This window comes from Moraxella lacunata (assembly GCF_900453205.1).
GTDB classification, from domain to species: Bacteria; Pseudomonadota; Gammaproteobacteria; order Pseudomonadales; family Moraxellaceae; genus Moraxella; species Moraxella lacunata_B.
This window is the reverse complement of the sequence record NZ_UGQU01000001.1, coordinates 485,590-506,190: the sequence shown is the minus strand read 5'-3', so window position 1 is coordinate 506,190 and position 20,601 is coordinate 485,590. Positions and strand designations below refer to the sequence as shown.

General features: G+C 44.8%; 19 protein-coding genes and 1 pseudogene. 12 read left to right on the top strand and 8 right to left on the bottom strand.

Translation table 11 applies throughout. The features are described from left to right. Positions 1-180: 180 nt before the first annotated feature. The 4 genes from DX073_RS02535 to lysA all read right to left on the bottom strand — a co-directional run bounded on the left by DX073_RS02535 (position 181) and on the right by lysA (position 5,186). Positions 181-1,812, bottom strand: a complete 1,632-nt coding sequence (locus DX073_RS02535; protein ID WP_115005215.1) for an ABC1 kinase family protein — start codon at positions 1,810-1,812, stop codon at positions 181-183. Positions 1,813-2,006: 194 nt separating this feature from the next. After that, on the bottom strand, positions 2,007-2,888 hold the full coding sequence (gene ubiE / locus DX073_RS02530; protein WP_115005213.1) for a bifunctional demethylmenaquinone methyltransferase/2-methoxy-6-polyprenyl-1,4-benzoquinol methylase UbiE: 882 nt from the start codon (positions 2,886-2,888) through the stop codon (positions 2,007-2,009). An 83-nt stretch (positions 2,889-2,971) separates the two neighbouring features. Beyond that, positions 2,972-3,676: an FFLEELY motif protein gene (locus tag DX073_RS02525; protein WP_115005211.1), complete on the bottom strand. Its 705-nt coding sequence runs from the start codon at positions 3,674-3,676 to the stop codon at positions 2,972-2,974. A gap of 193 nt (positions 3,677-3,869) precedes the next feature. Continuing rightward, positions 3,870-5,186, bottom strand: a complete 1,317-nt coding sequence (lysA, locus tag DX073_RS02520) for a diaminopimelate decarboxylase (protein ID WP_115005209.1) — start codon at positions 5,184-5,186, stop codon at positions 3,870-3,872. 149 nt (positions 5,187-5,335) lie between these two features. On the opposite strand from lysA, the gene ubiA reads away from it, so the two are divergent. Beyond that, the gene (gene ubiA / locus DX073_RS02515) at positions 5,336-6,271 is read left to right on the top strand and encodes a 4-hydroxybenzoate octaprenyltransferase (RefSeq protein WP_404932910.1); all 936 of its coding nucleotides are present in this window, start codon (positions 5,336-5,338) and stop codon (positions 6,269-6,271) included. A gap of 188 nt (positions 6,272-6,459) precedes the next feature. Here ubiA and DX073_RS02510 read toward each other — a convergent pair whose 3' ends face one another. Both DX073_RS02510 and mnmA read right to left on the bottom strand, forming a co-directional pair. Further along, positions 6,460-6,843: a DUF805 domain-containing protein gene (locus tag DX073_RS02510; protein WP_115005207.1), complete on the bottom strand. Its 384-nt coding sequence runs from the start codon at positions 6,841-6,843 to the stop codon at positions 6,460-6,462. An 11-nt stretch (positions 6,844-6,854) separates the two neighbouring features. Then, entirely contained in the window at positions 6,855-7,997 is a 1,143-nt protein-coding gene (gene mnmA / locus DX073_RS02505) for a tRNA 2-thiouridine(34) synthase MnmA (protein WP_115005205.1), read from the bottom strand. Between the two features lie 120 nt (positions 7,998-8,117). Between mnmA and ispF the strand changes: the two genes are divergently transcribed. The 10 genes and pseudogenes from ispF (at position 8,118) to DX073_RS14995 (ending at position 15,409) form a co-directional block, all read left to right on the top strand. Then, positions 8,118-8,594 carry a 2-C-methyl-D-erythritol 2,4-cyclodiphosphate synthase gene (gene ispF / locus DX073_RS02500; RefSeq protein ID WP_115005203.1) on the top strand — a complete coding sequence of 159 codons (477 nt, stop codon included), beginning with the start codon at positions 8,118-8,120 and terminating at the stop codon, positions 8,592-8,594. Between the two features lie 3 nt (positions 8,595-8,597). Next, positions 8,598-9,065 (top strand): hypothetical protein, encoded by a 468-nt coding sequence (locus tag DX073_RS02495; RefSeq protein WP_115005201.1) that lies wholly within the window; start codon positions 8,598-8,600, stop codon positions 9,063-9,065. Between the two features lie 3 nt (positions 9,066-9,068). Continuing rightward, a complete protein-coding gene (locus DX073_RS02490) occupies positions 9,069-9,557 on the top strand; it encodes a hypothetical protein (protein ID WP_115005199.1) in 489 nt (162 codons plus the stop codon). A 69-nt stretch (positions 9,558-9,626) separates the two neighbouring features. Further along, on the top strand, positions 9,627-9,962 hold the full coding sequence (gene grxD / locus DX073_RS02485; RefSeq protein ID WP_115005197.1) for a Grx4 family monothiol glutaredoxin: 336 nt from the start codon (positions 9,627-9,629) through the stop codon (positions 9,960-9,962). 58 nt (positions 9,963-10,020) lie between these two features. Beyond that, entirely contained in the window at positions 10,021-10,335 is a 315-nt protein-coding gene (locus DX073_RS02480; protein WP_115005195.1) for a hypothetical protein, read from the top strand. Positions 10,336-10,518: 183 nt separating this feature from the next. Then, positions 10,519-10,911 (top strand): hypothetical protein, encoded by a 393-nt coding sequence (locus tag DX073_RS02475; RefSeq protein WP_115005193.1) that lies wholly within the window; start codon positions 10,519-10,521, stop codon positions 10,909-10,911. A 211-nt stretch (positions 10,912-11,122) separates the two neighbouring features. Further along, positions 11,123-11,263: a hypothetical protein gene (locus tag DX073_RS14220; protein WP_181814352.1), complete on the top strand. Its 141-nt coding sequence runs from the start codon at positions 11,123-11,125 to the stop codon at positions 11,261-11,263. A gap of 379 nt (positions 11,264-11,642) precedes the next feature. Next, positions 11,643-13,538, top strand: a complete 1,896-nt coding sequence (mnmG, locus tag DX073_RS02470) for a tRNA uridine-5-carboxymethylaminomethyl(34) synthesis enzyme MnmG (protein ID WP_115005192.1) — start codon at positions 11,643-11,645, stop codon at positions 13,536-13,538. Between the two features lie 182 nt (positions 13,539-13,720). Beyond that, positions 13,721-14,224, top strand: a complete 504-nt coding sequence (locus tag DX073_RS02465; protein WP_115005190.1) for a hypothetical protein — start codon at positions 13,721-13,723, stop codon at positions 14,222-14,224. 91 nt (positions 14,225-14,315) lie between these two features. Then, positions 14,316-15,409 (top strand): annotated as a pseudogene (locus DX073_RS14995) (AEC family transporter). Here DX073_RS14995 and DX073_RS02450 read toward each other — a convergent pair. Together DX073_RS02450 and corA are read right to left on the bottom strand one after the other, a co-directional pair. After that, entirely contained in the window at positions 15,406-17,580 is a 2,175-nt protein-coding gene (locus tag DX073_RS02450) for a DNA primase (RefSeq protein WP_115005188.1), read from the bottom strand. The pseudogene DX073_RS14995 and the gene DX073_RS02450 sit on opposite strands and share 4 nt — an antisense overlap. Positions 17,581-18,166: 586 nt before the next feature. Continuing rightward, complete coding sequence (corA, locus tag DX073_RS02435) at positions 18,167-19,387, bottom strand: magnesium/cobalt transporter CorA (protein ID WP_115005186.1); 1,221 nt, start codon at positions 19,385-19,387, stop codon at positions 18,167-18,169. Positions 19,388-19,556: 169 nt separating this feature from the next. On the opposite strand from corA, the gene DX073_RS02430 reads away from it, so the two are divergent. Continuing rightward, on the top strand, positions 19,557-20,513 hold the full coding sequence (locus DX073_RS02430) for an RDD family protein (protein ID WP_115005184.1): 957 nt from the start codon (positions 19,557-19,559) through the stop codon (positions 20,511-20,513). Positions 20,514-20,601: the final 88 nt, after the last annotated feature.

Below are 20,601 nucleotides of genomic sequence, written 5' to 3'. Positions count from 1 at the left end.
ATAATTAGGGCGTGCCTACCTTTGGTATTTACAATGAAAAATCCCTGTTTAAAAAAGCAGGGGAATTGCACGTTTTTCAAGCTTGAATTGTCAAACCAACTACAACATCTTTATAAGTAATGCCAAACATCTTTTTACTGGTTGTGGTTGGACTGTTTGTTTAAGATCAGATGAGTCCAATCACGCCAGCACCCGCCACACCACAAACCCCAACGCCAATACATGAAACACCACACCCACCCACCAAATCGGTACGGTCAGCCCAATGGCGATAAAGGTAAAAAATCCGCCCAACGCCATCCAGTCATGGCGTTTTTGGTTTAAAAAATCGGCTCGTAGGGCTTGGATTTCTCTTAGTTGTTTTTCCTGTCGTCCGCCAAGCGTGGCAAGTGATTGGATGCTTTGGGTGGTAAGTTTGGGCAGGTCAGTGGCGGACAGTAGATGTTCGGGCAATTTGTCATAAAAATCATTCAATAGACGTGTGGGGTCAAGCTGTGATTTTACCCAATCGGTCAAAATCGGCTTGGCAAGCGACCAAATATCAAGGTCAGGATATAGTTCACGCCCAAGCCCTTCCACATGGACGAGTGTTTTTAGCAGTAGCATAAGCTGTGGCGGTATACTCATCTGATGACGGCGTGCGATGTTTAAAATCTCAAACAATATCCCTGCAAAATCAAGCTCACTCATGGGCTTAGACACCATGGGGGACACCGTACGAGCCATGTCGGCGATGAGTGCGTGCTTGTCGGCGGACGGCGGTATCCACCCTGCGTGGCTGATGATGTCCACCAGCGTGGTGTAGTTGCCATTCATGACTGATAGGAGCATGCGAGCGACAACGAGCTGGTCATCGGGGGCAAGTTGTCCCATAATCGCACAATCTAGCCCCAAATAGCGTGGATTTGCCACCGCTTGACCGTTTGGCAGGGTTTCCACAAAGATGTTACCAGGGTGCATGTCGGCATGAAAAAAGTTATCCCGAAACACTTGGGTAAAAAATATCGTCAAGCCATTTTTGGCAAGGACAGCACGGTCATAGCCCAAGGCGTCAAATTTATCCGTCTGGCTAATCGGCACACCAAAAATCCGCTCCGAGACCATGACCGACTTGTTTGCCATATAGACTTCGGGGACGTAGATGAGTGGCGAGTTTGTGAAGTTGCCTCTCATGCGAGTGGCGTTGGCGGACTCCAAGGTCAAATCAAGCTCATTTAGCATGATTTGGCGGTAGTCTTCCACGATACTCACGATATGCACCGCCCGAGCCGACTCCATACGAGCTGATAGGTAGCCTGCCAACTCCCGAAGCAGTTCAAAATCCTTGATGATGACAGGGCGAATGTCAGGACGGACGACCTTAACGACCACTTCTCGTCCGTCAGGCAAGCAAGCGGTATGCACTTGGGCGATACTGGCGGCGGCGAGTGGCTTGTCATCAAATCGGCTAAACATCTCACCGATTGGCTTGCCCAGCCCTGTTTTGGGGTGTTCTATTTCACGTTTTAAAATCTCAACATCAAAGGGGGCGACTTTATCTTGTAGTAGCGATAATTGGGCGATGATGTCAGGGGGCAGTAGGTCAGAGCGGGTGGAGAGCAGTTGCCCGAGCTTTAAAAACAGCGTTCCCATCTCCTCTAAGGCGAGCTTGACCCCCAATGGGTTGTGCGATTTGCCGATACTGGCAGGGTGCATTTTGATGAGCCGTACCAAGGGGGTAAACTCTGGTACGTCCGCAAAATGCGTGTCAAGGCGGTATTTGGCACAAATGCGATATAGGTCAAACAGGCGGTTTTTATAAGAGATGAGCATGGTTTTGGTAAAAATGGGTTTGATAAAAGGGGTTTTAAAAAGACAAAAGGCAAATAGGTAAAATCTACCTTTCGTGGTGGGTATTTAAAATCTTTATTTTAAATGGATTGTAGGGGTAAATGACATTTACCCACAATTTTAAATGCTTTTGTAGGGGCGTGCTGAGCACGCCCAAGTATATTAAGAATAAATAGTCAACGAGCCTTAAAGCCACGATGTACCGCCACGATACCGCCTGTTAGGTTGTGATAATCACAATTGACAAACCCTGCTTGTTCCATCATGGCTTTTAGCGTGGCTTGGTCGGGGTGCATGCGGATACTCTCCGCCAGATATTGATAGCTTTCGCTGTCATTGGCAACAATCTTCCCCATGAGCGGCAGGGCGGTAAATGAATACAGGTCATACGCTTTTGATAACGGCTCAAACACGGGTTTGCTAAATTCTAACACGAGCAGTCGTCCGCCCGGTTTTAGCACACGCCACATGGCTTCTAGGGCTTTTTGTTTGTCGGTAACGTTACGCAGTCCAAAGCTAATGGTAACTAAGTCAAACGAGTTATCAGCGAAGGGTTCTAAGGTTTCGGCATTGGCAAGCACAAAATCCACGTTGTTGCACCCTGCATTGATAAGGCGTGTGCGACCCACTTCCAGCATGGCTTCATTGATGTCGGACAAGACCACACGACCTGAGCGACCGACTTCTTTACTAAATACTTTTGCCAAATCGCCCGTACCGCCTGCGATGTCAAGGACGCTTTGCCCTGCACGCACGCCACTCATCTTAATGGCAAAACGCTTCCAAAGCCTATGAATGCCAAAGCTCATCAAATCGTTCATGATGTCGTATTTGGTGGCGACCGATGTAAATACTTGTCCGACTTTTGCCTGTTTGTCGTGAGCATTGACGGTTTGGTAACCAAAATGGGTGGTTTCGCCAATGTTTTCAGAATAGCGGTTGTCAGTTTGGGTGTTGGTGTGGGCGGTTTCGCCATTGGCAGGGGTTTGCATGGCGGATTGTCCTTGGGGTTTGCCTGTGGGTAGGATGTTAGGATTGGTAAAGTCGTTGTCGGTCATGGCTATTTTTCCAAATTTAAAAACACGCCCTTATTATACGCTAATTTGAGCAAGAATGGGCGTGTTTTGGGAAAATTAAAAATTCATTCATGAATTTCGTGAATAACGACAAGCTCATTTGCCACAAACGGCACGGTAAAATCATCAATGCGTTTTAGCGGTTTCATGGCGACCAAGCCGTCCCCGATAAAGTCGTATAGGGGCTGATAACCGTTGTCGTATGCCATGCCTTTGGCAAGTTTAAAGGCGTTTTGTAGGATGAAAGAATTAAAATATTTATAAGACTGCTCGCACACGTCTTTGATGGTGTGGATTTGGGCGATGCGTTCGTCTTTGGCATTGACGTGCCGATACACGTCATGCATGAGCGTGTCATCAATGCCCCTATTGGCGTAACGCTCGCCAAAGTCAGCCAGTAAGGACGTTGCCAATGCCAAATCAAGACGGATGGCATGAACTGCCGACTGCACGCCAAGCACGCCTGCCCCTAAGGTGTTGGTGGGGATGAGCTTTTCAAGTTTGCCCGAGCCGTTTAGGGCGTTCGTCCCTGCGGTCAGAAGCTGGTCGGCAAGCACGTCAAAATCATCATCGCCATAAATCCGCTCAATGAGATAATTGGCAAGTGGGGCGGTTTTGTCATCAGTAAATAGGGCGTGATTGGTGCGTTTGATACGAGCCTTTTGCCATGCTTGCACGTCGCCAAGTGCCTGTTTTAGGGCAGGGTTGGTGTGGTGGGGTAGGGCTTGATAGGCTTTTAGCATATCGACTAGGGTTTGGATTTGGGACATGGTGTTAATTTTGTTGGTGGGTTAAAGTGGGGTTAAATGGGTTAAGGCTGAGTTAAAAGGTCGGGTTTGTGAGCTTGATGGTATTGTTTTTCACAAGGCGCGCAGAGCCAGTCCCTGCACGCCCATTTTATTTAAAATCATGGTGATTTAAATGGTTGTGTTACCATAAAACATACCAACTGGTCGGTTTGCATTAAACGCTCTCGCCACGCCACAAATCGTCCAAGCTCTCACGCTCACGCACAACCCGATGAGAACCATCATCACACATAATCTCGGCAGGTCTGGGGCGGGTGTTGTAGTTACTTGCCATGACAAAGCCATACGCCCCTGCTCCTGTGATGGCAAGGGTGTCGCCCATATTTAGGGCAAGGGTGCGATTTTTTGCCAAAAAGTCGGACGACTCACACACCGAGCCAACAATGTCCCACACTTGGGGGTCGGTCGCGGTGGTCAAATCAGTTGGGATAACCGCCATGATAGAGCCATATAGGGCAGGTCGCATGAGTTCGCACATGGATGCATCCACAATGGCAAAGTTTTTGTGTTCGGTGGGTTTTAGTACGTCCACATTTGTGAGCAGTACCCCTGCATTGGCAGAGATGTTTCGCCCTGGTTCTAGATGTAGCCCTAGACCGTATTTTTCTTGTAAATTAAGCAGTTTGGGCAGTAGGGCGTTGGCGTATTCGCTCACGCTGGCAGGGGTCTCATCGGTATAACGCACGCCCAAGCCCCCACCCAAATCCACATGACGTAAGCTAATGCCCTGTGCGAACAGCTCGTCAATGAGCTCAATGACTTTATCCAAAGCGTCCACAAAAGGCTGGGTGTCGGTCAGCTGTGAGCCGATATGGCAGTCTATGCCGATGATGTCAAGGTTTGGCAGGGAGCTAGCAAAACGATAAGCGTCTAGGGCGTTATCATGGCTGATGCCAAATTTGTTGTCTTTTAGCCCTGTGGAGATGTAGGGGTGAGTTTTTGCGTCCACGTCTGGGTTGATACGCAGGGCAATGGGGGCGGTTTTGCCAAGCTCGCTTGCCACTTGGCTGATGAGTTCAATCTCACTCACCGCTTCGACATTAAAGCACCCAACCCCTGCATTTAGGGCGGTGGCGATGTCGCTTTTGGTTTTGCCCACGCCCGAATAGACGACTTTGTCCGCCTGTCCGCCTGCTTTTAATACACGGGCAAGCTCGCCTGATGACACGATGTCAAAACCTGCCCCTGCATGGGCAAGTGTGGCAAGGACGGCAAGGTTTGAGTTGGATTTGACGGCATAGCAAATTTTTACGTCTGACAAGGGGGCGAAACTCTCCACATAGGCACGGTAATTGGCAAGTAGGGCGTTTTTGCTGTACACATAAAGCGGTGTGCCATAGGTCTGGGCTAGGGTTTTGGTGCTGACATTGTCAATAAACAGTGTGTCGTCTTGGTAATGGATAAAAGGCAAATCCGCTACGTGCGTGCGTGGGTCTATCGTGAGTGCTGGGTGTTCGGTGCTGTCTGCCATGGTTTTTCCGTTAAAAAGTATTTGGGGTTTATTTTAACAAAAAATTTTGATTTGTCATTTTTTATTTTAAAAATAATTGGGGTTTGGGTAGAATGTATAACGATTTTTTAAATATAAACCATTTTTCATTGTTATATAAAAAAGGCTTTATGATAAAATACCCCAAAAATTCACCATTTAACATCATGACCGCAACCACTTACACCTTTAAAGACAAATTCATCGCATGGTTACAACTCACCCGTTTTGATAAACCTGTGGGGACGGAGCTTTTGCTGTACCCGACCTTGTGGGCATTGTTTTTGGCAAATGTAGGCGTGGGGCGACTGCCGAGCGTGGCTCACATCGTCATTTTTACGCTGGGGGCGGTGCTGATGCGAGCGTCAGGCTGTGCCATCAATGACTTTGCTGACCGCAAGGTGGACGGGCAAGTCAAACGCACCAAAAACCGCCCACTGGCAGATGGGCGACTGTCCGCACGCACGGCTGTTTTTACCTTTGTGGGATTGTCGGGCTTGTCGGCGTGTTTGCTGTTTTTTTTGCCGATACAGGTGTTTTATTGGTCGCTGGTGGCGGTATTTCTTGCCTTTATTTATCCGTTTATGAAGCGTTACACGCATTTGCCACAGGTTGTTTTGGCAATGGCGTTTGGCTGGGCGGTGCCAATGGCGTATGTGGCGAGCATTGGCACGGTGGATAAATGGGGCTGGCTTGTCTTTGTTGCCTATATGTGCTGGACGGTGGCGTATGATACGATGTACGCCATGTGCGATAAGGACGATGATGTCAAAATCGGGGTCAAATCCACCGCCATTTTGTTTGGTAAATATGACGTAGCAATCATCATGGCACTGCAGGCGTGCTTTGTGGGTTTGATGGAGCTGATTTGGTGGCATTATTTTTATGAAAGCATGGGGCTTTGGGCACTGGTGGGCGTATTGCCTGTGGTGGCGATGGTGGTGTATCAGTATGGGCTGATTAAGGATAGGGAGCGACTTGCTTGCTTTAAGGCGTTTCGCCATAATGCGTGGGTAGGGCGATGGGTGTTTTTGTGGACGCTGATTTGTGTATGGGTTGCGGTGTAGTTTGATCGGGATAGTTGATTTAGATTGTGTTATTAAGCGGTTTGCAAAAAGCGTTCGGGATAGATTGAGGCTTTAAAGTTAAAAAGCCGATTTTAATCCCAACTGCTCACAAAATGGCAAAAAATCCCTATCCAAAAATAATAAAATTAAATACAAGATAAATATAACAACCTATAAATTATCAATCATTAAAAAGATGGCATAGCACCAAACCGATTTTCGCCTTTACTTCCCTTTCTAAACATTAACCCCAAAAATATCAATGAACCAATGATGGGAATAAAATTTAAGATAAACCAATAACTAGATAAGTTACTGTCGTGCAATCTGCGACTGCTGACCGATAATTTGGCTAAGGTTAAAAGTGTAAATACGGCAAGCAATATGACATTGTTTAACACAACATCTAATTTTAAGCTTTCTAAAATAAAAGCAAGAACAATTAAAAATAGCCAATAAAAAATAAAAAAACTAAAAAATTCCAATCGGCTTGCCCTGTCTTCATAATTGTAAAAATTATCAAATAAAGCAGATTTTAAGCCAAGCGTCATTTTTTGTGGAAGTGATGTCATTTTATTTTTCCTTAGCCCACTTTCGCATCACACCAATCAATCACTCCACCGCCCAAACACACATCACCGTCATAAAAGACCACAGATTGTCCTGCCGTTACCGCTCGTTGGGGATTGTCAAAAACCACCCGTACGGTGTCATTTTCAAGATAAACGGTGCATTCTTGGTCGGGCTGGCGGTAGCGGGTTTTGGCGGTGAGTTTTGTGCCGTTGGAAGGTGCATTGACGACCCAATCAAGTTTATAAGCAGTCAAGGTGGTGGACATGAGATAAGGGTGTTCGTGTCCTTGCCCGACAATCAAGCGGTTATTTGCCAAATCTTTATGCAAGACAAACCACGGCGCATCGGGACGATTTGCCACCCCACCAATGCCAATGCCACCCCGTTGCCCAATGGTATAATACATCAAGCCGTCATGTTTACCTAGCTTGACACCGTCATCGGTGTAGATGTCGCCTTGTTTGGCAGGTAGGTAGGTTTGTAAAAAGTCTTTAAACTTTCGCTCGCCAATAAAACAAATGCCTGTTGAGTCCTTTTTTTTGGCGGTGGCAAGCTCATACCGCTCCGCAATCGCTCGTACTTCTGACTTTTCTAGTTCGCCCACAGGAAATAGCGTTTTGGCGATTTTGTCGCCCCCCACAGCGTGCAAAAAATAACTTTGGTCTTTGTTGGTGTCTAGTCCACGCAGTAAGCACGCCTTGCCATCCACTTCAAAACTTCGGCGAGTATAATGCCCTGTGGCGATATAGTCCGCCCCAAGTGTTAGGGCATAATCCAAAAAGGCTTTGAATTTGACTTCTTTGTTGCACAAAATGTCAGGATTGGGCGTGCGACCTGCTTTGTATTCTTCTAAAAAATGCTCAAAGACATTGTCCCAATACTCTGCTGAAAAGTTGGCGGTGTGGAGCGGTATGCCGATTTTGTCCGCCACCGCCTGAGCGTCAGCTAGGTCGGTCATGGCGGTGCAGTATTCGGTGCCGTCATCTTCTTCCCAATTTTTCATGAACAAGCCTTCCACACAAAAGCCCGCTTCTTTTAACAAAACAGCCGACACCGAGCTGTCCACACCGCCAGACATACCAACGATGACTTTGATTTGATTGGGATTTTTGCCGTGAAATTGGGCGACATCGGATAGGCGGTAGGGGGTCATGATTGTCTCTTGTTATAAAATTGTGGTAAACTTGCCATTATATAAGGCTTGCTAATTATTTTACAAGCCTTGTCTGCTCTAAACTAAGATAAACTAAGACAAACCAAAAAAGGCTCAATCATGATAAAAATCGGTCAAGGTATAGATGTTCATGCTTTTACGACAGGCGATTTTGTAACGCTTGGCGGTGTTAAAATTCCCCACACGCACGGTATTAAGGCTCATTCAGACGGCGATGTGCTACTTCACGCTTTGGCGGACGCACTTTTGGGGGCGTTGGCACTTGGCGACATCGGACAGCATTTTCCTGATACCGACCCTGCATTTAAGGGGGCAGATAGCAAAGTGTTATTAAAGCACGTCTATAAGCTTGTCCAATCACACGGCTACACGCTTGGTAATGCTGACATGACGGTTATTTGTGAGTGTCCAAAAATCGCCCCGCATAACACCGCCATGCGTGAGACCATTGCAGGCGTGCTTGATGTGGGTGTGGACTGTGTGAGTATCAAAGCAACCACCAATGAGAAAATGGGCTGGATAGGGCGTGGCGAAGGCATTTGGGCGAGTGCGGTGGTATTATTGGTTAAAACGTGATTGATGATAGAGAAACATAAACGCAAATGGTTGATTGCGGTGCTAATGGCGATAACGGTCGTTTGGGCGGTCTTTGGTATTTATAAAAAATCAGTTACCGATAAAATCAACAATACCTTATTAGCAGGCAAAAGTTATTCTATCAAAGTATATTTTCCCAATACCAAAATCGCTTGTGTTACCGCCCCATATTTTACCAATACCCAAAATATTAAAGAAATTCGGGATAATTTATCACCCAAACAAGTCTTAAAATTAAATCGCAAAATCCATGCATTTGTTGAAGATGACCATTGGGATTTGATATTACTGGATAATCAAGGATATGGCTATGCCAATTATCAAGTGTATCATGTGCCATTAAAATCTGCCCCAAGTTTTAAAGATTATCAATGCGTATCGGTAGACAAAGACAGTATGGAAATTTATCCTGCTTATCATGATAAGTTGGTGTATTTTGAATTAAGGTGATATATGAGTCTAACGCAAAGTATTTTTAGGAATTTACCCAAAAACGCACAAGTGGGAATTATTGCGATAGTGGCGATTTTATGGGTTGGTATTTGGGTTGTTAATACTCATCAAGAAAATAGCATGCAAAAACAGGTCAATAGGGCGTTATTATCCAACCAATCTATTGATGTGAGCGGTTTATTGCCAAATGCCAAAATGATTTGTGTGGTGCCAAAAGACACGTATATTTATAATGACACCACAGGGATTTATGAATATTTATCCGTTCATCGTTTGCAATCATTAAATAAAATTATCAACGGCAAAAGTCAAATTATTTATGATGATTGGCACTTGGTGGGTGTGGATAATGGCAAATATGACATTTATCGTATGGGTGATAGGGTGGAGCCGAATTTTTATGGGGCAAGATGCCATAAAAAATCCGCCAATCAGCCATTACTATTGACCCCTGACAAGACAAGTCATGGCAAAAAATTTGATTTTTAAAGGTAAAACGCTTGTAAAAATCCCCATTTGCCCCCATAATAACTCAAATTTCCCAAATCGGAGTAAACCATGACCGACATCAATCCTGAAATCAAGACCTTGATTGAAAACCAAATCAAAGACCATGCTGTGCTACTATACATGAAAGGCACGCCACAATTTCCCCAATGCGGTTTTTCTGCCCGTGCGGTGGAAGTTTTGACGCAGATTGGTCGTCCGTTTGCCTTTGTTAATATTCTTGAAAATCCGGACATTCGTAGCACTTTGCCACTCATCGCCAACTGGCCAACCTTTCCGCAACTGTGGGTAAATGGCGAGCTGATTGGCGGTAGCGACATTATCCTACAAATGTACCAATCGGGCGAATTAAAGCCACTCATTGAAGAGCATAGCCCAGAAGTGTAAGGCTAATCAAAAGGGCGTACTGTGTTACGCCTTTTTCTTTTTTGTTTTAAGGATTGCTATGTCAAACATTTCTGAGCAGGTTATCAGCCTTTGCCAAAAACCAAATACTTCTTTGCAAGCCATTCATCTTTTGATTGCCAATAATGGGGCAAGTGAAACTGCCTTTCGTGCCATTTATGATAGGGTCATGGCGGATAATGATGTGGACGGAGCGTATTATTTGGCAAATTTTGCTCAAAAGGTAGATGATTTACCGTTTGACGGCACACCGCTTATTGATATGGTAATGAATAGCGATGATAAAAACATGAAATTGGCGTTGATTGAAAAATTACCAAAAGAAATCCAGTCGGAATATTTGGGTAAAATATAAGTTGATTTATTATTGTTTTAAAACTTCATTGTTTTTTTAGATGTTTTTATAAAAAACAGTAAAAAATTGTTATCTTATAAATATTGCAGGAAAAACTGATAACGTGTAAAATGATAAATATTATCAGTTTTTAATATCTTGTAATGGTGTATTTATAACCATTTATTGGCAAAAGGACATTCAATGAAAAAATCCGCTATTTTGCTTGGTGTTATCATAAGTTTAACCGCTTGCGATACGCCCACACCGAACCCACCGCAAAGTCAAGATACAGCCAATCAAACCGACCCCAATGCCGTTGCTAATCCTGATATTCCCATAAAGATAGACCTACCCATTGATTTATATGGGGCGGACAGTCTATTGCACCCCGTGGTGGTGTCTGCTATAGATGAATATGTGGACAAAAGCGGGTCATATTCAAAAACAGAAATATATAGCCATGTATCGGTATCCGATGATAAAATCAGCGGTCAAATGTTTAATCTTATTTTTGAAAATAAACAAACGGGAAAAACCATACCTTTATTTAAAAATAATACCCAAATCATTCATGAAGCCTATTATCCTGTTTAGGTATTGTTAAATAAAGATAGATTTTAAGGTTTTCCGTTCGGACTGAGCTTGTCGAAGTCTAGGAAAACCGTTATGGTTCGACAAGCTCACCACGAACGGCTTTCTAGAAAAGTATACTCAATTAACAATACCGAGCGATGATAAAGGGGGTAATCTGACAAAATTACACCCTGATGATGAATATTTTATCCAAGATAGCTGGGTGATGGATATGGAGCGATATTATTTTACCACCAAAAAAGACAGTAATAATGACGGTAAAATAGACTTATATGATGACAGTAAAAATTATTATATAGATTTTAAAGAAAGCAATCCTATGGTAAAGGCGTATGATTTTATGCCGAGATAGGTTTTAAAATATTTATAATAATGATGGGCTTGTGTGATTTTTAAGGGTAAATAATATTTGCCCTTTTTTATTTTTAATGTTGGACAATAAATTGACCTTATATACAAGTTTTAAAATTTATGGTATTGTTAATTGAGTATACTTTTCTAGAAAGCCGTTCGTGGTGAGCTTGTCGAACCATAACGGTTTTCCTAGACTTCGACAAGCTCAGTCCGAACGGAAAACCTTAAAATCTATCTTTATTTAACAATACCAAATTTATAATTAAACAACGATACCATAACATTCACATATCCCAAATTTTACCCACAAAACCCATACCCACACCCCCAAAATTATGCTAAAATAGCCAGTTTTTCATTTATCTATCTATAAAAATATGAGCTTTTTAACCAAAACATTTGATGTCATCGTCATCGGTGGCGGACACGCAGGCACAGAGGCCGCTCTTGCGTCCGCTCGCATGGGGGTTGATACCCTGCTTATCACGCACAACATTGAGACGCTAGGGCAGATGAGCTGCAACCCTGCCATTGGTGGCATTGGCAAATCGCATCTGGTGCGTGAAGTGGACGCACTGGGCGGGGCAATGGCACTGGCGACCGACAAGGCAGGCATTCAGTTTCGGGTGTTAAACAGCCGTAAAGGGGCAGCCGTGCGAGCGACCCGAGCCCAAGCTGACCGTATTTTATATAAGGCAGCCATTCGCCATACGCTTGAAAATCAGCCAAATTTGACGATTTTTCAGCAACCTGTGGACGACATTATTGTGGAGAATGGACGTGCGGTGGCGGTGGTTACAGCCACAGGCATTCGCCTAAATACCCGTGCCGTGGTGCTGACATCGGGGACATTTTTGGGTGGGGTGATTCATGTCGGGCTAGACCACCAAAGCGGTGGACGGGCAGGCGATATGCCTTCCATTCGTCTTGCCGACCGTTTGCGTGAATTAAAGCTCCCTGTTGGGCGATTAAAAACAGGTACGCCTGCTCGTATTGACGCTCGTACGGTGGATTTCTCCGTGATGACCCCACAACCAGGGGATATGCCCTTACCTGTGATGAGTTATATGGGCGATGTTGCCATGCACCCACGCCAAATCATGTGTTATATTACACACACCAACGAACGCACGCATGATATTATCCGTGCTAACCTTGACCGTTCACCCATGTTTAGCGGTAAGATTGAAGGGGTGGGGCCTCGTTATTGCCCAAGCATTGAAGATAAGATTCATCGCTTTGCCGACAAAACAAGCCATCAGATTTTTATTGAGCCTGAGGGTTTGACCACGCATGAGCTGTATCCTAATGGCATTTCAACTTCTTTGCCTTTTGATGTGCAAATTGAGTTTATTCATTCTATGCGTGGGCTTGAAAATGCTCACATCACACGTCCTGGCTATGCCATTGAATACGATTATTTTGACCCACAAAACCTAAAACCCACGCTAGAAACCAAATCCATTGACCGCCTATATTTTGCAGGGCAAATCAACGGCACGACAGGCTATGAAGAGGCGGCGGCACAGGGGCTACTGGCAGGACTAAATGCAGGACGCATGGCACTTGGTAAGTCATCATGGACACCACAAAGACACGAGGCGTATCTGGGTGTGTTGGTGGACGATTTGATAACGCATGGCACCAAAGAGCCGTACCGTATGTTTACAAGCCGTGCCGAACATCGCTTGCTACTGCGTGAAGACAATGCGGACGCTCGTTTGACGGCGATTGGGCGAGAGCTTGGTTTGGTGGATGACGCTCGTTGGGAGCGGTTTTGCCAAAAACAAGAGCAGATTGAGAGCGAAACCGCTCGCCTAAAAGACCTATGGGCAACGCCAAACAATGAGCTTGGTAAGGCGTTTATGGCAAATACGGGCGAAGTTTTGACCAAAGAAAACAGTCTGATTGACCTATTAAAACGCCCAAATGTAACTTTTGCTGACATTGCCAAAGTGGCGGATAGTCAGGTGAGTAGCGAAGCAGGCGAGCAGATTGAAATTAGTGTGAAATATCAAGGCTATATTGACCGCCAAAACGATGAAATCGAGCAAATGCGAAAGCTAGAAAACACGGCTTTACCGCTTGATTTTGATTATGCGAGCGTATCAGGCTTATCCAATGAAATCGTACAAAAACTTACCCAAGTCCGCCCTGCAACATTGGGGCAGGCAAGTCGGATTAGTGGCGTTACCCCTGCGGCGGTGAGTTTACTTGCGATGACGGTGAAAAAGATGAAGAAGGCGGAGACAATGGAGAAGTTGGAAAGTTGATTTTTTTTAAAAGGGTATTTTTAAAAATGCTCAATTTTCCTTGTAATTTTTCCCCAATTCGTAAGGTGCGTATCACGCATCAAAAATTAAATACTGCACCTAAAATGGTGCATATTACGCACCTTTACGCCCCATTCTGTATTTTTGATGACTGCAAACACACTCAAAATAAGGAAATCGCAATGAAAAAATATGCATTTTTAATGGCAATTTTAATGGTTGGCTGTGTGAATCCAATACAAAACACAACCAAACCAATGACCGCACAGAAACAAACAACTTTGGCAGATTTTGATGTTTGCGTTGATGTGTATGATGAGGCTCGTTTGGAAGATTTGTATTTTGAAAAAACCAAGCAAGCCTTGCAATTTTTTCCAAAATTACTGGACAAAGATAATGCTCCTGTACCAAAATACAATGACGCTAATTTTAATATGATGTGTGGCGGCACCGCTTTAACAGGTAATATCAGCACCAGCCCAAAACAAGGTAAAACTTGGGTGGAAATTCAAACTTGTGGCGATTTGACTTTGCAAAGCGAAAAAGACGCTTGTAGTGTTGATGAAGGATTTTATCACAATGGGTTAAAGGGTCAAAATGGCGAAACCATTATTTTGAAATATGGCTATATTTTCTACATTGGAAAAGATGGTGCGGTAAATGCCTATAAAATTTCATCATTTTAATAACGAGCAGATTTTTACTTTATTTTTGAGTAATTTTTGGTTATGATAAGTCATTTTATCATAATCAGAATTTACCATGAATCCCCAAGAAATCCTCCAAGCCATCAACTTCGCCTTTATGATTGTCTTTCCAAACCTAGCCTTAATGGGGCTAGGTTTTTATATGCAAAAAACAGGCAAAATCAACGGTAATTTTATTGATACTGCCTCCAAAATTGTTTTTAATTTTGGTTTGCCGTGCCTGCTGTTTTTTAGCGTGATAAAAAGCGAAGTGAACTATGCCGAGCAGTTGCCACTCATCATGGCAGGGTTTGTAACGACTTTTGTGCTGTTTTTTGGGGCGGAAATTTATGCCAAAATGCTCATCAAGGACGTGCGTGATAAGGGCGTGTTTGTGCAAGGGGTGTTTCGCTCCAATATGGCGATTATCTCGCTGTCGGTGGCAACCAACGCTTATGGGGCGGTGGGGACGAGTGTGGGGGCGGTGTATATGGGGATTTTGACGATTTTGTATAATATCTTGTCGGTCATCACGCTATCACGCACGAGCCAGAGTAAGGGTTTATCTGCCCAAAGCCGAGATATTGTGATTAAAATTTTTGGTATTGTTAAATAAAGATAGATTTTAAGGTTTTCCGTTCGGACTGAGCTTGTCGAAGTCTAGGAAAACCGTTATGGTTCGACAAGCTCACCACGAACGGCTTTCTAGAAAAGTATACTCAATTAACAATACCAAATTTTTCAAAATCCACTCATCATCGCCTTGGTGTCTGCTTTTATGTATAAGGGGGTGGGCTTGCCTTTACCGCCCACACCGATTGCCAAAACAGGCGAACTGCTTTCAAACATTGCCTTACCGCTTGCCTTGATATGTGCAGGGGCAACGCTTGACATCAAATCCATGCTGGGCTTGTCGGGCGTATCCATGCAGGCGAGCATTGGACGGATTATTGTCGCTCCACTGCTTGCGGTGGGTGTGGGCGTGGCGTTTGCCCTACCGCCTGTACAGTTTGGCGTGCTGTTTGTCATGGTGGCAACCCTGCCGCCGCCGCAAGCTATGTCATGGCAAAGGCAATGGGTGGTAATGATGTGCTGGCTGCCAATATTTTGGCGTTTACCACCGTGGTTAGTATGATTGGGCTTGCGGTGGGTATGGCGTGGCTAAGGGTACTAGGGTGGGTTTAGAAGCCTTTTTCTATCAGTATTGCCACGTCTGCCTTGGTGTGCTGACTGTCCCATGTGATGAGTGCTTGTAAGCGACGTTTATAAATCTCGGATAGGACGATGTTTTTGACGTTTTCGCCTTGTTTTTTTAATACATCTTGGAGACGTTGGCATAGAAGTTCGTTAAATAATAGTGCCATTTGTTCCAAATAATGATGTTGGTTCAGATAGAAAAACTCACGCCACAGCCTGCTAAGATGATGTTGTAGCTCCACATTGGGCAGGCTTGCCATGATAAGATGAGCCTTGCCGTCGATGGCGGGTGCCGATTTGTCATGTAGGTCAAACTGAGCGATAGCCCCTGTGTCCGCCATGCCCAAAATCATGTCAATGGCACCAACCAACTCTGCCAAATCAGTATCAATGTCCTGCCAGTCGGGCAGGGCAGGCACGGACAGTCCTTGGCGTTCTAAGTGAGTCAGATACGGCTTGTGGGCATCTGCCACGCCAGAGTTGGTCAGTAGGGTGGTTAGGGGGTTGTCTTTGATGATGTGGGGGGCGTAGAGTAGGCACAGATACAGCTGAGTGCTACTGTCCGTCTCTTGGTGGTAGTTGGCGGTATCCCGAGTGGTTGGTTTGTGGTTTTTACCACTGAGTCTTGCCCAAAAGTCGTTATTGAGCCACCAGCGAAAACTTGACCCTTTGGGCAGTTTGGCGGTCAGCTCTTTTAATTCAGCGACCGCTCGGGCTTTATTTTCGGGCAGGGATAAATCATAACGGTTTTGTAGCACGCCATGGATATAATCCGCCATGCTCTGAGCGTGCGTGATTTGGGCACGCATGGCATCTGCCCCATGAGCCTTGATGTAGGTGTCGGGGTCATGTCCATCAGGCAGGGTGAGAAATTTTAAGGTCTTACCATCGGGCAGTACTGGCATGGCAACTTCTAGGGTTCGCCATGCCGCTCGCTGTCCTGCGGTGTCGCCATCAAAGCACAGTGTTAGGGTGTCGTTATATTTTAACAGCCCTGCGATTTGCTTGTCATTGGCTGCCGTACCCATCGGAGCGACCGCCCCATAAATCCCTGCTTGGTGCAAGGCGATGACGTCCATGTAGCCTTCTACCATGAGATAGTTTACTGCTTTGGCTTGGCGGGCTTCGTACAGTCCATATAGGATGTGCTGTTTGCTAAATACGGGCGACTCCGATGAGTTGATGTATTTGGGCATCTCATCGCCCAGCGACCGCCCTGCAAAACCGACCACTCGCCCTTGTCTGTCCTTGATGGGGAAAATCACACGGTCTCGTAGCAGGTCAAAATCCCGCCCCTTTTGCGATGTTCTGACCAGTCCTAGAATACACAAGCCTTCGATGTCATGGGGAAAAGCCTGCTCCAAATGTTGCCAACCGCTCGGAGCATAGCCCAAGCCAAACGTGGCTATCGTCTCATCGCTTAGCCCCCGTGAGACAAAATATGCCTTTGCCGTGGGGTTTTGATGAAGCATGTTTTGATAAAACTGGGCGATGGCGGACAGCAGGGTGTACAAATCCCCTTCGCCATTTTGGGGGGATTGATATGGCGGATTGGTGCTATTAAAAGTGTTATCCGCTTGATAAGGGAGATTGTTGTAGCTGTCGTTATAACCGCCATTAAAACTGCTGTTAAAGTCGGTGTTAAAGTCGGCATCAAAATCATTGCCATAACTGCCATTAAAATTATCAGCAAAATCAGGATAATCATCATTGGCTGATGGAGCGGTATTGTTATGATGGGTTGGTTGGTTGGTTGTGTGGGTGTTTGAGTTGTCTGTATCGCCTTGATTTGTCTTTGTCGGTGTTTGGCTGTTGGGGTTTGGGGTTTTGTTTTTGGCGTAGCGGATTTTTTGGGCGAAGTTGTCGTCTTTGGGCAGTTCTATGCCCGTTTGTTCGGACAGATAATCGACCGCTTCTTTGAAAGTCATGCGTTCAAATTCACGCAAAAAGGTGATGGGATTGCCTTTAACGCCACAGCCAAAACAGTAGTATAGGTTGGTTTGGGGATTGACATAAAATGACGGGGTTTTTTCGCCATGAAACGGACAGCATCCCTTAAACTCACGCCCAGCAGGTTTTAAGGTGGTGTGTTTTTTGATGATGGCGACCAAATCGGCAGATGAGTTTAGTCGTTCGAGCGTGGTGTCAGGGATTCTCATGCGTGTATCAAATAAAGGGACGGGTATTTTCCAATTTCAATTTTCCAATTTCAATTTTCCAATTTCAATTTTCCAATTTCAATTTTCCAATTTCAATTTTCCAATTTCAATTTTCCAATTTCAATTTTCCAATTTCAATTTTCCAATTTCAATTTTCCAATTTCAATTTTCCAATTTCAATTTTCCAATTTCAATTTTCCAATTTCAATTTTCCAATTTCAATTTTCCAATTTCAATTTTCCAATTTCAATTTTCCAATTTCAATTTTCCAATTTCAATTTTCCAATTTCAATTTTCCAATTTCAATTTTCCAATTTCAATTTTCCAATTTCAATTTTCCAATTTCAATTTTCCAATTTCAATTTTCCAATTTCAATTTTCCAATTTCAATTTTCCAATTTCAATTTTCCAATTTCAATTTTCCAATTTCAATTTTCCAATTTCAATTTTCCAATTTCAATTTTCCAATTTCAATTTTCCAATTTCAATTTTCCAATTTCAATTTTCCAATTTCAATTTTCCAATTTCAATTTTCCAATTTCAATTTTCCAATTTCAATTTTCCAAGCGGTAAATAATTATCATTATTATAACCAACCTGCTTTTCTAAATTTATGATAGAGATATAGGCAGACCGTCAAGACTGTGCCGATGACCATAAAATAGCCGTATTTCCAATGAAGTTCGGGCATGAAATCAAAGTTCATGCCGTACACCCCTGCCACGGCAGTCGGCACGGCGGCGATACCTGCCCAAGCGGCGAGTTTTCGTACCACGTCGTTCTGTCCCATGGTGACCATTGCCATGTAGGTGTCCATGGCGACTGAGAGCATCTCGTTAAGACCGTTCACCGCATCAATGGAGCGGAGCAGGTGGTCGTTCACGTCGCGAAAATAGGGCTTGGCGGCGGCAGGAAAGGCGGAGACCAGCTCGTTTTTTTTGTGGTTGATAAAAAAGTTACACACGTCTTGGACGGGCAGAATCACCGCGCGCATGTGTACCAGTTGCGATTTTAGCTCGTACAGGCTTTTTAGGGTAGATTTGCTAAACTCATACGAGAAAATATTACGCTCTTGCTCACGCAAATAGTTGCCCAAACGGTCGGTAATCGGCAGGTAGTTATCGACAATGAAGTCCAAAATGGCGTGCAGAACAAAAATCGGGCCTAGGCGAAGTTTCTCGGGTCGTCTGTGGCAATGCTCACGCACGGGGGTGTAGGAGTTGGACGCCCCACGCCGTACGCTGATGATGAAGTTTTTGCCCATAAAAATGGCGGTCGTGCCATAGCGGATGTAGTTGTCTTCGAGCTTGGCGGTACGCACGACCACAAAAATGGTGTCGTTGCCATAGCTTTCGACTTTGGGGCGTTGGTGGTCGGCAAAGGCGTCTTCTAGGGCAAGTTCGTGCAAATCAAAGGCATCTTGGACTTCCTTGACTGTCTCAAAACTGGGGTCGTGTAGCCCAAGCCAGATGAATTGGCTGTTGTTAGTCAGTTGGCGACTGACTTCATCGATGGCGAGTGTGGCAACAGGCTCACCCGTCTTACGAGAGTAGGCGTAGCAGACGACAGTTTCGTTATCGCCTGAGTTCTCTTCTAGGTCTTCAAAACGGTCGGCATCGGGGTCATAGACCGTCATGGTCTCGATGGTGTCTTCATCGGTGGCGTCAGCGTCGCCGTAGATGTAGCTGTCTTCTTCGTCGTGGAGATTTAGGTCGTCATCAGGCTCGCTGGGCAAATCGGCAGGCTCAAACAGCTCTTCTTGTAGGGGTGTGGTAGATGTTTTTGTTGTAGGCGTGGTGTGTGGCATGCCGTCCCCTAAAAATCAAAATGAATAAGCAAATGCGATATTATAGCAAGATTTGCTTTATTGTGGCAAAAATTTGTTGGTCGGTATAAACAAAATTTCATGGTTTTTTGTGGCTAATGGGGGGCTAAAAGTGGTAAAATAAGCCAAATTTTAACCTTGATATGGCAATATGAAAATCTACCTAGCACGAAACAACGTCCAAGCAGGGCCTTACAGCTTAGATGAACTAAACCGCATGCTCCTATCGGGCGAAGTTGCCTTGACTGACCTCATGTGGCACACGGGCATGAGTGACTGGCAGACGGTCGGGCAAATGACAGGCGGGGTCTATACTTATCAGCCGCCTGTGCAAACACCGCCCAGCCCAACACCCCCCACTGCCAAGCCCGAACAGCGGGGCTTTGGTGATAATGTCGATTTTGTCAAAGACAAGCCCGAGCAAAAGCGGGTATCGGTTGCCGAACTCTATGGGCGTAAACCCATACAAGACCCCAACGCCAGTCAGAATAACGAGCCAAAACGAACTGAGTCAAACGCCCGTCCGAAAGAGCGTGTGGCAAGCGTGCCAAAAGATGATGGCACGATAGAGTATGCCAGTATTTTGGCTCGCTTTTCGGCATTTGCTATTAATGTGGCACTGTATATCTTGGCACTGTTGCCACTCATCATGGCGTTCATGCAGGTGGTGGATGTCAATGAGATAGCACGCCACGCCCAAGATTATCAAGCCTTGCAAGCGTATAGTCAAAGTTTGGTGGATAAAGTGTCAAAGACCACGGTCATGATAAGTAATCTTATGTTTTTGGCGTTGCTTGGCATTCAGCTACTGCTTGTCATCATGCGTGGGCAATCGTTTGGCAAACTGGTGATGGGTATTCGTGTCGTGGACGAAAAAACAGGCAAATTACCCAGTTTTGGCACGCTTGTATTTATGCGGACGTTGTTTTTGATTGTGGTGTATGCAATTGGGGCGAGTATTATGTCAGGACTACCTGCGATGATAATGCTTGGGGCGAATTATATCATGGCAAAAGGCAATGATAAAAAACAAGGCTGGCATGATAAAATGACCAAGACATTAACGGTAAAAGCCAAGCCTTCGCAATTGGATAAAACCAAAAAATAATTCTTGATATTTTATTAAAGTGTAGGGGCGAATCATATTCGCCTTTAATTAAAAATTTAATCAAACCAATACAGTTTTTTAAATTTTT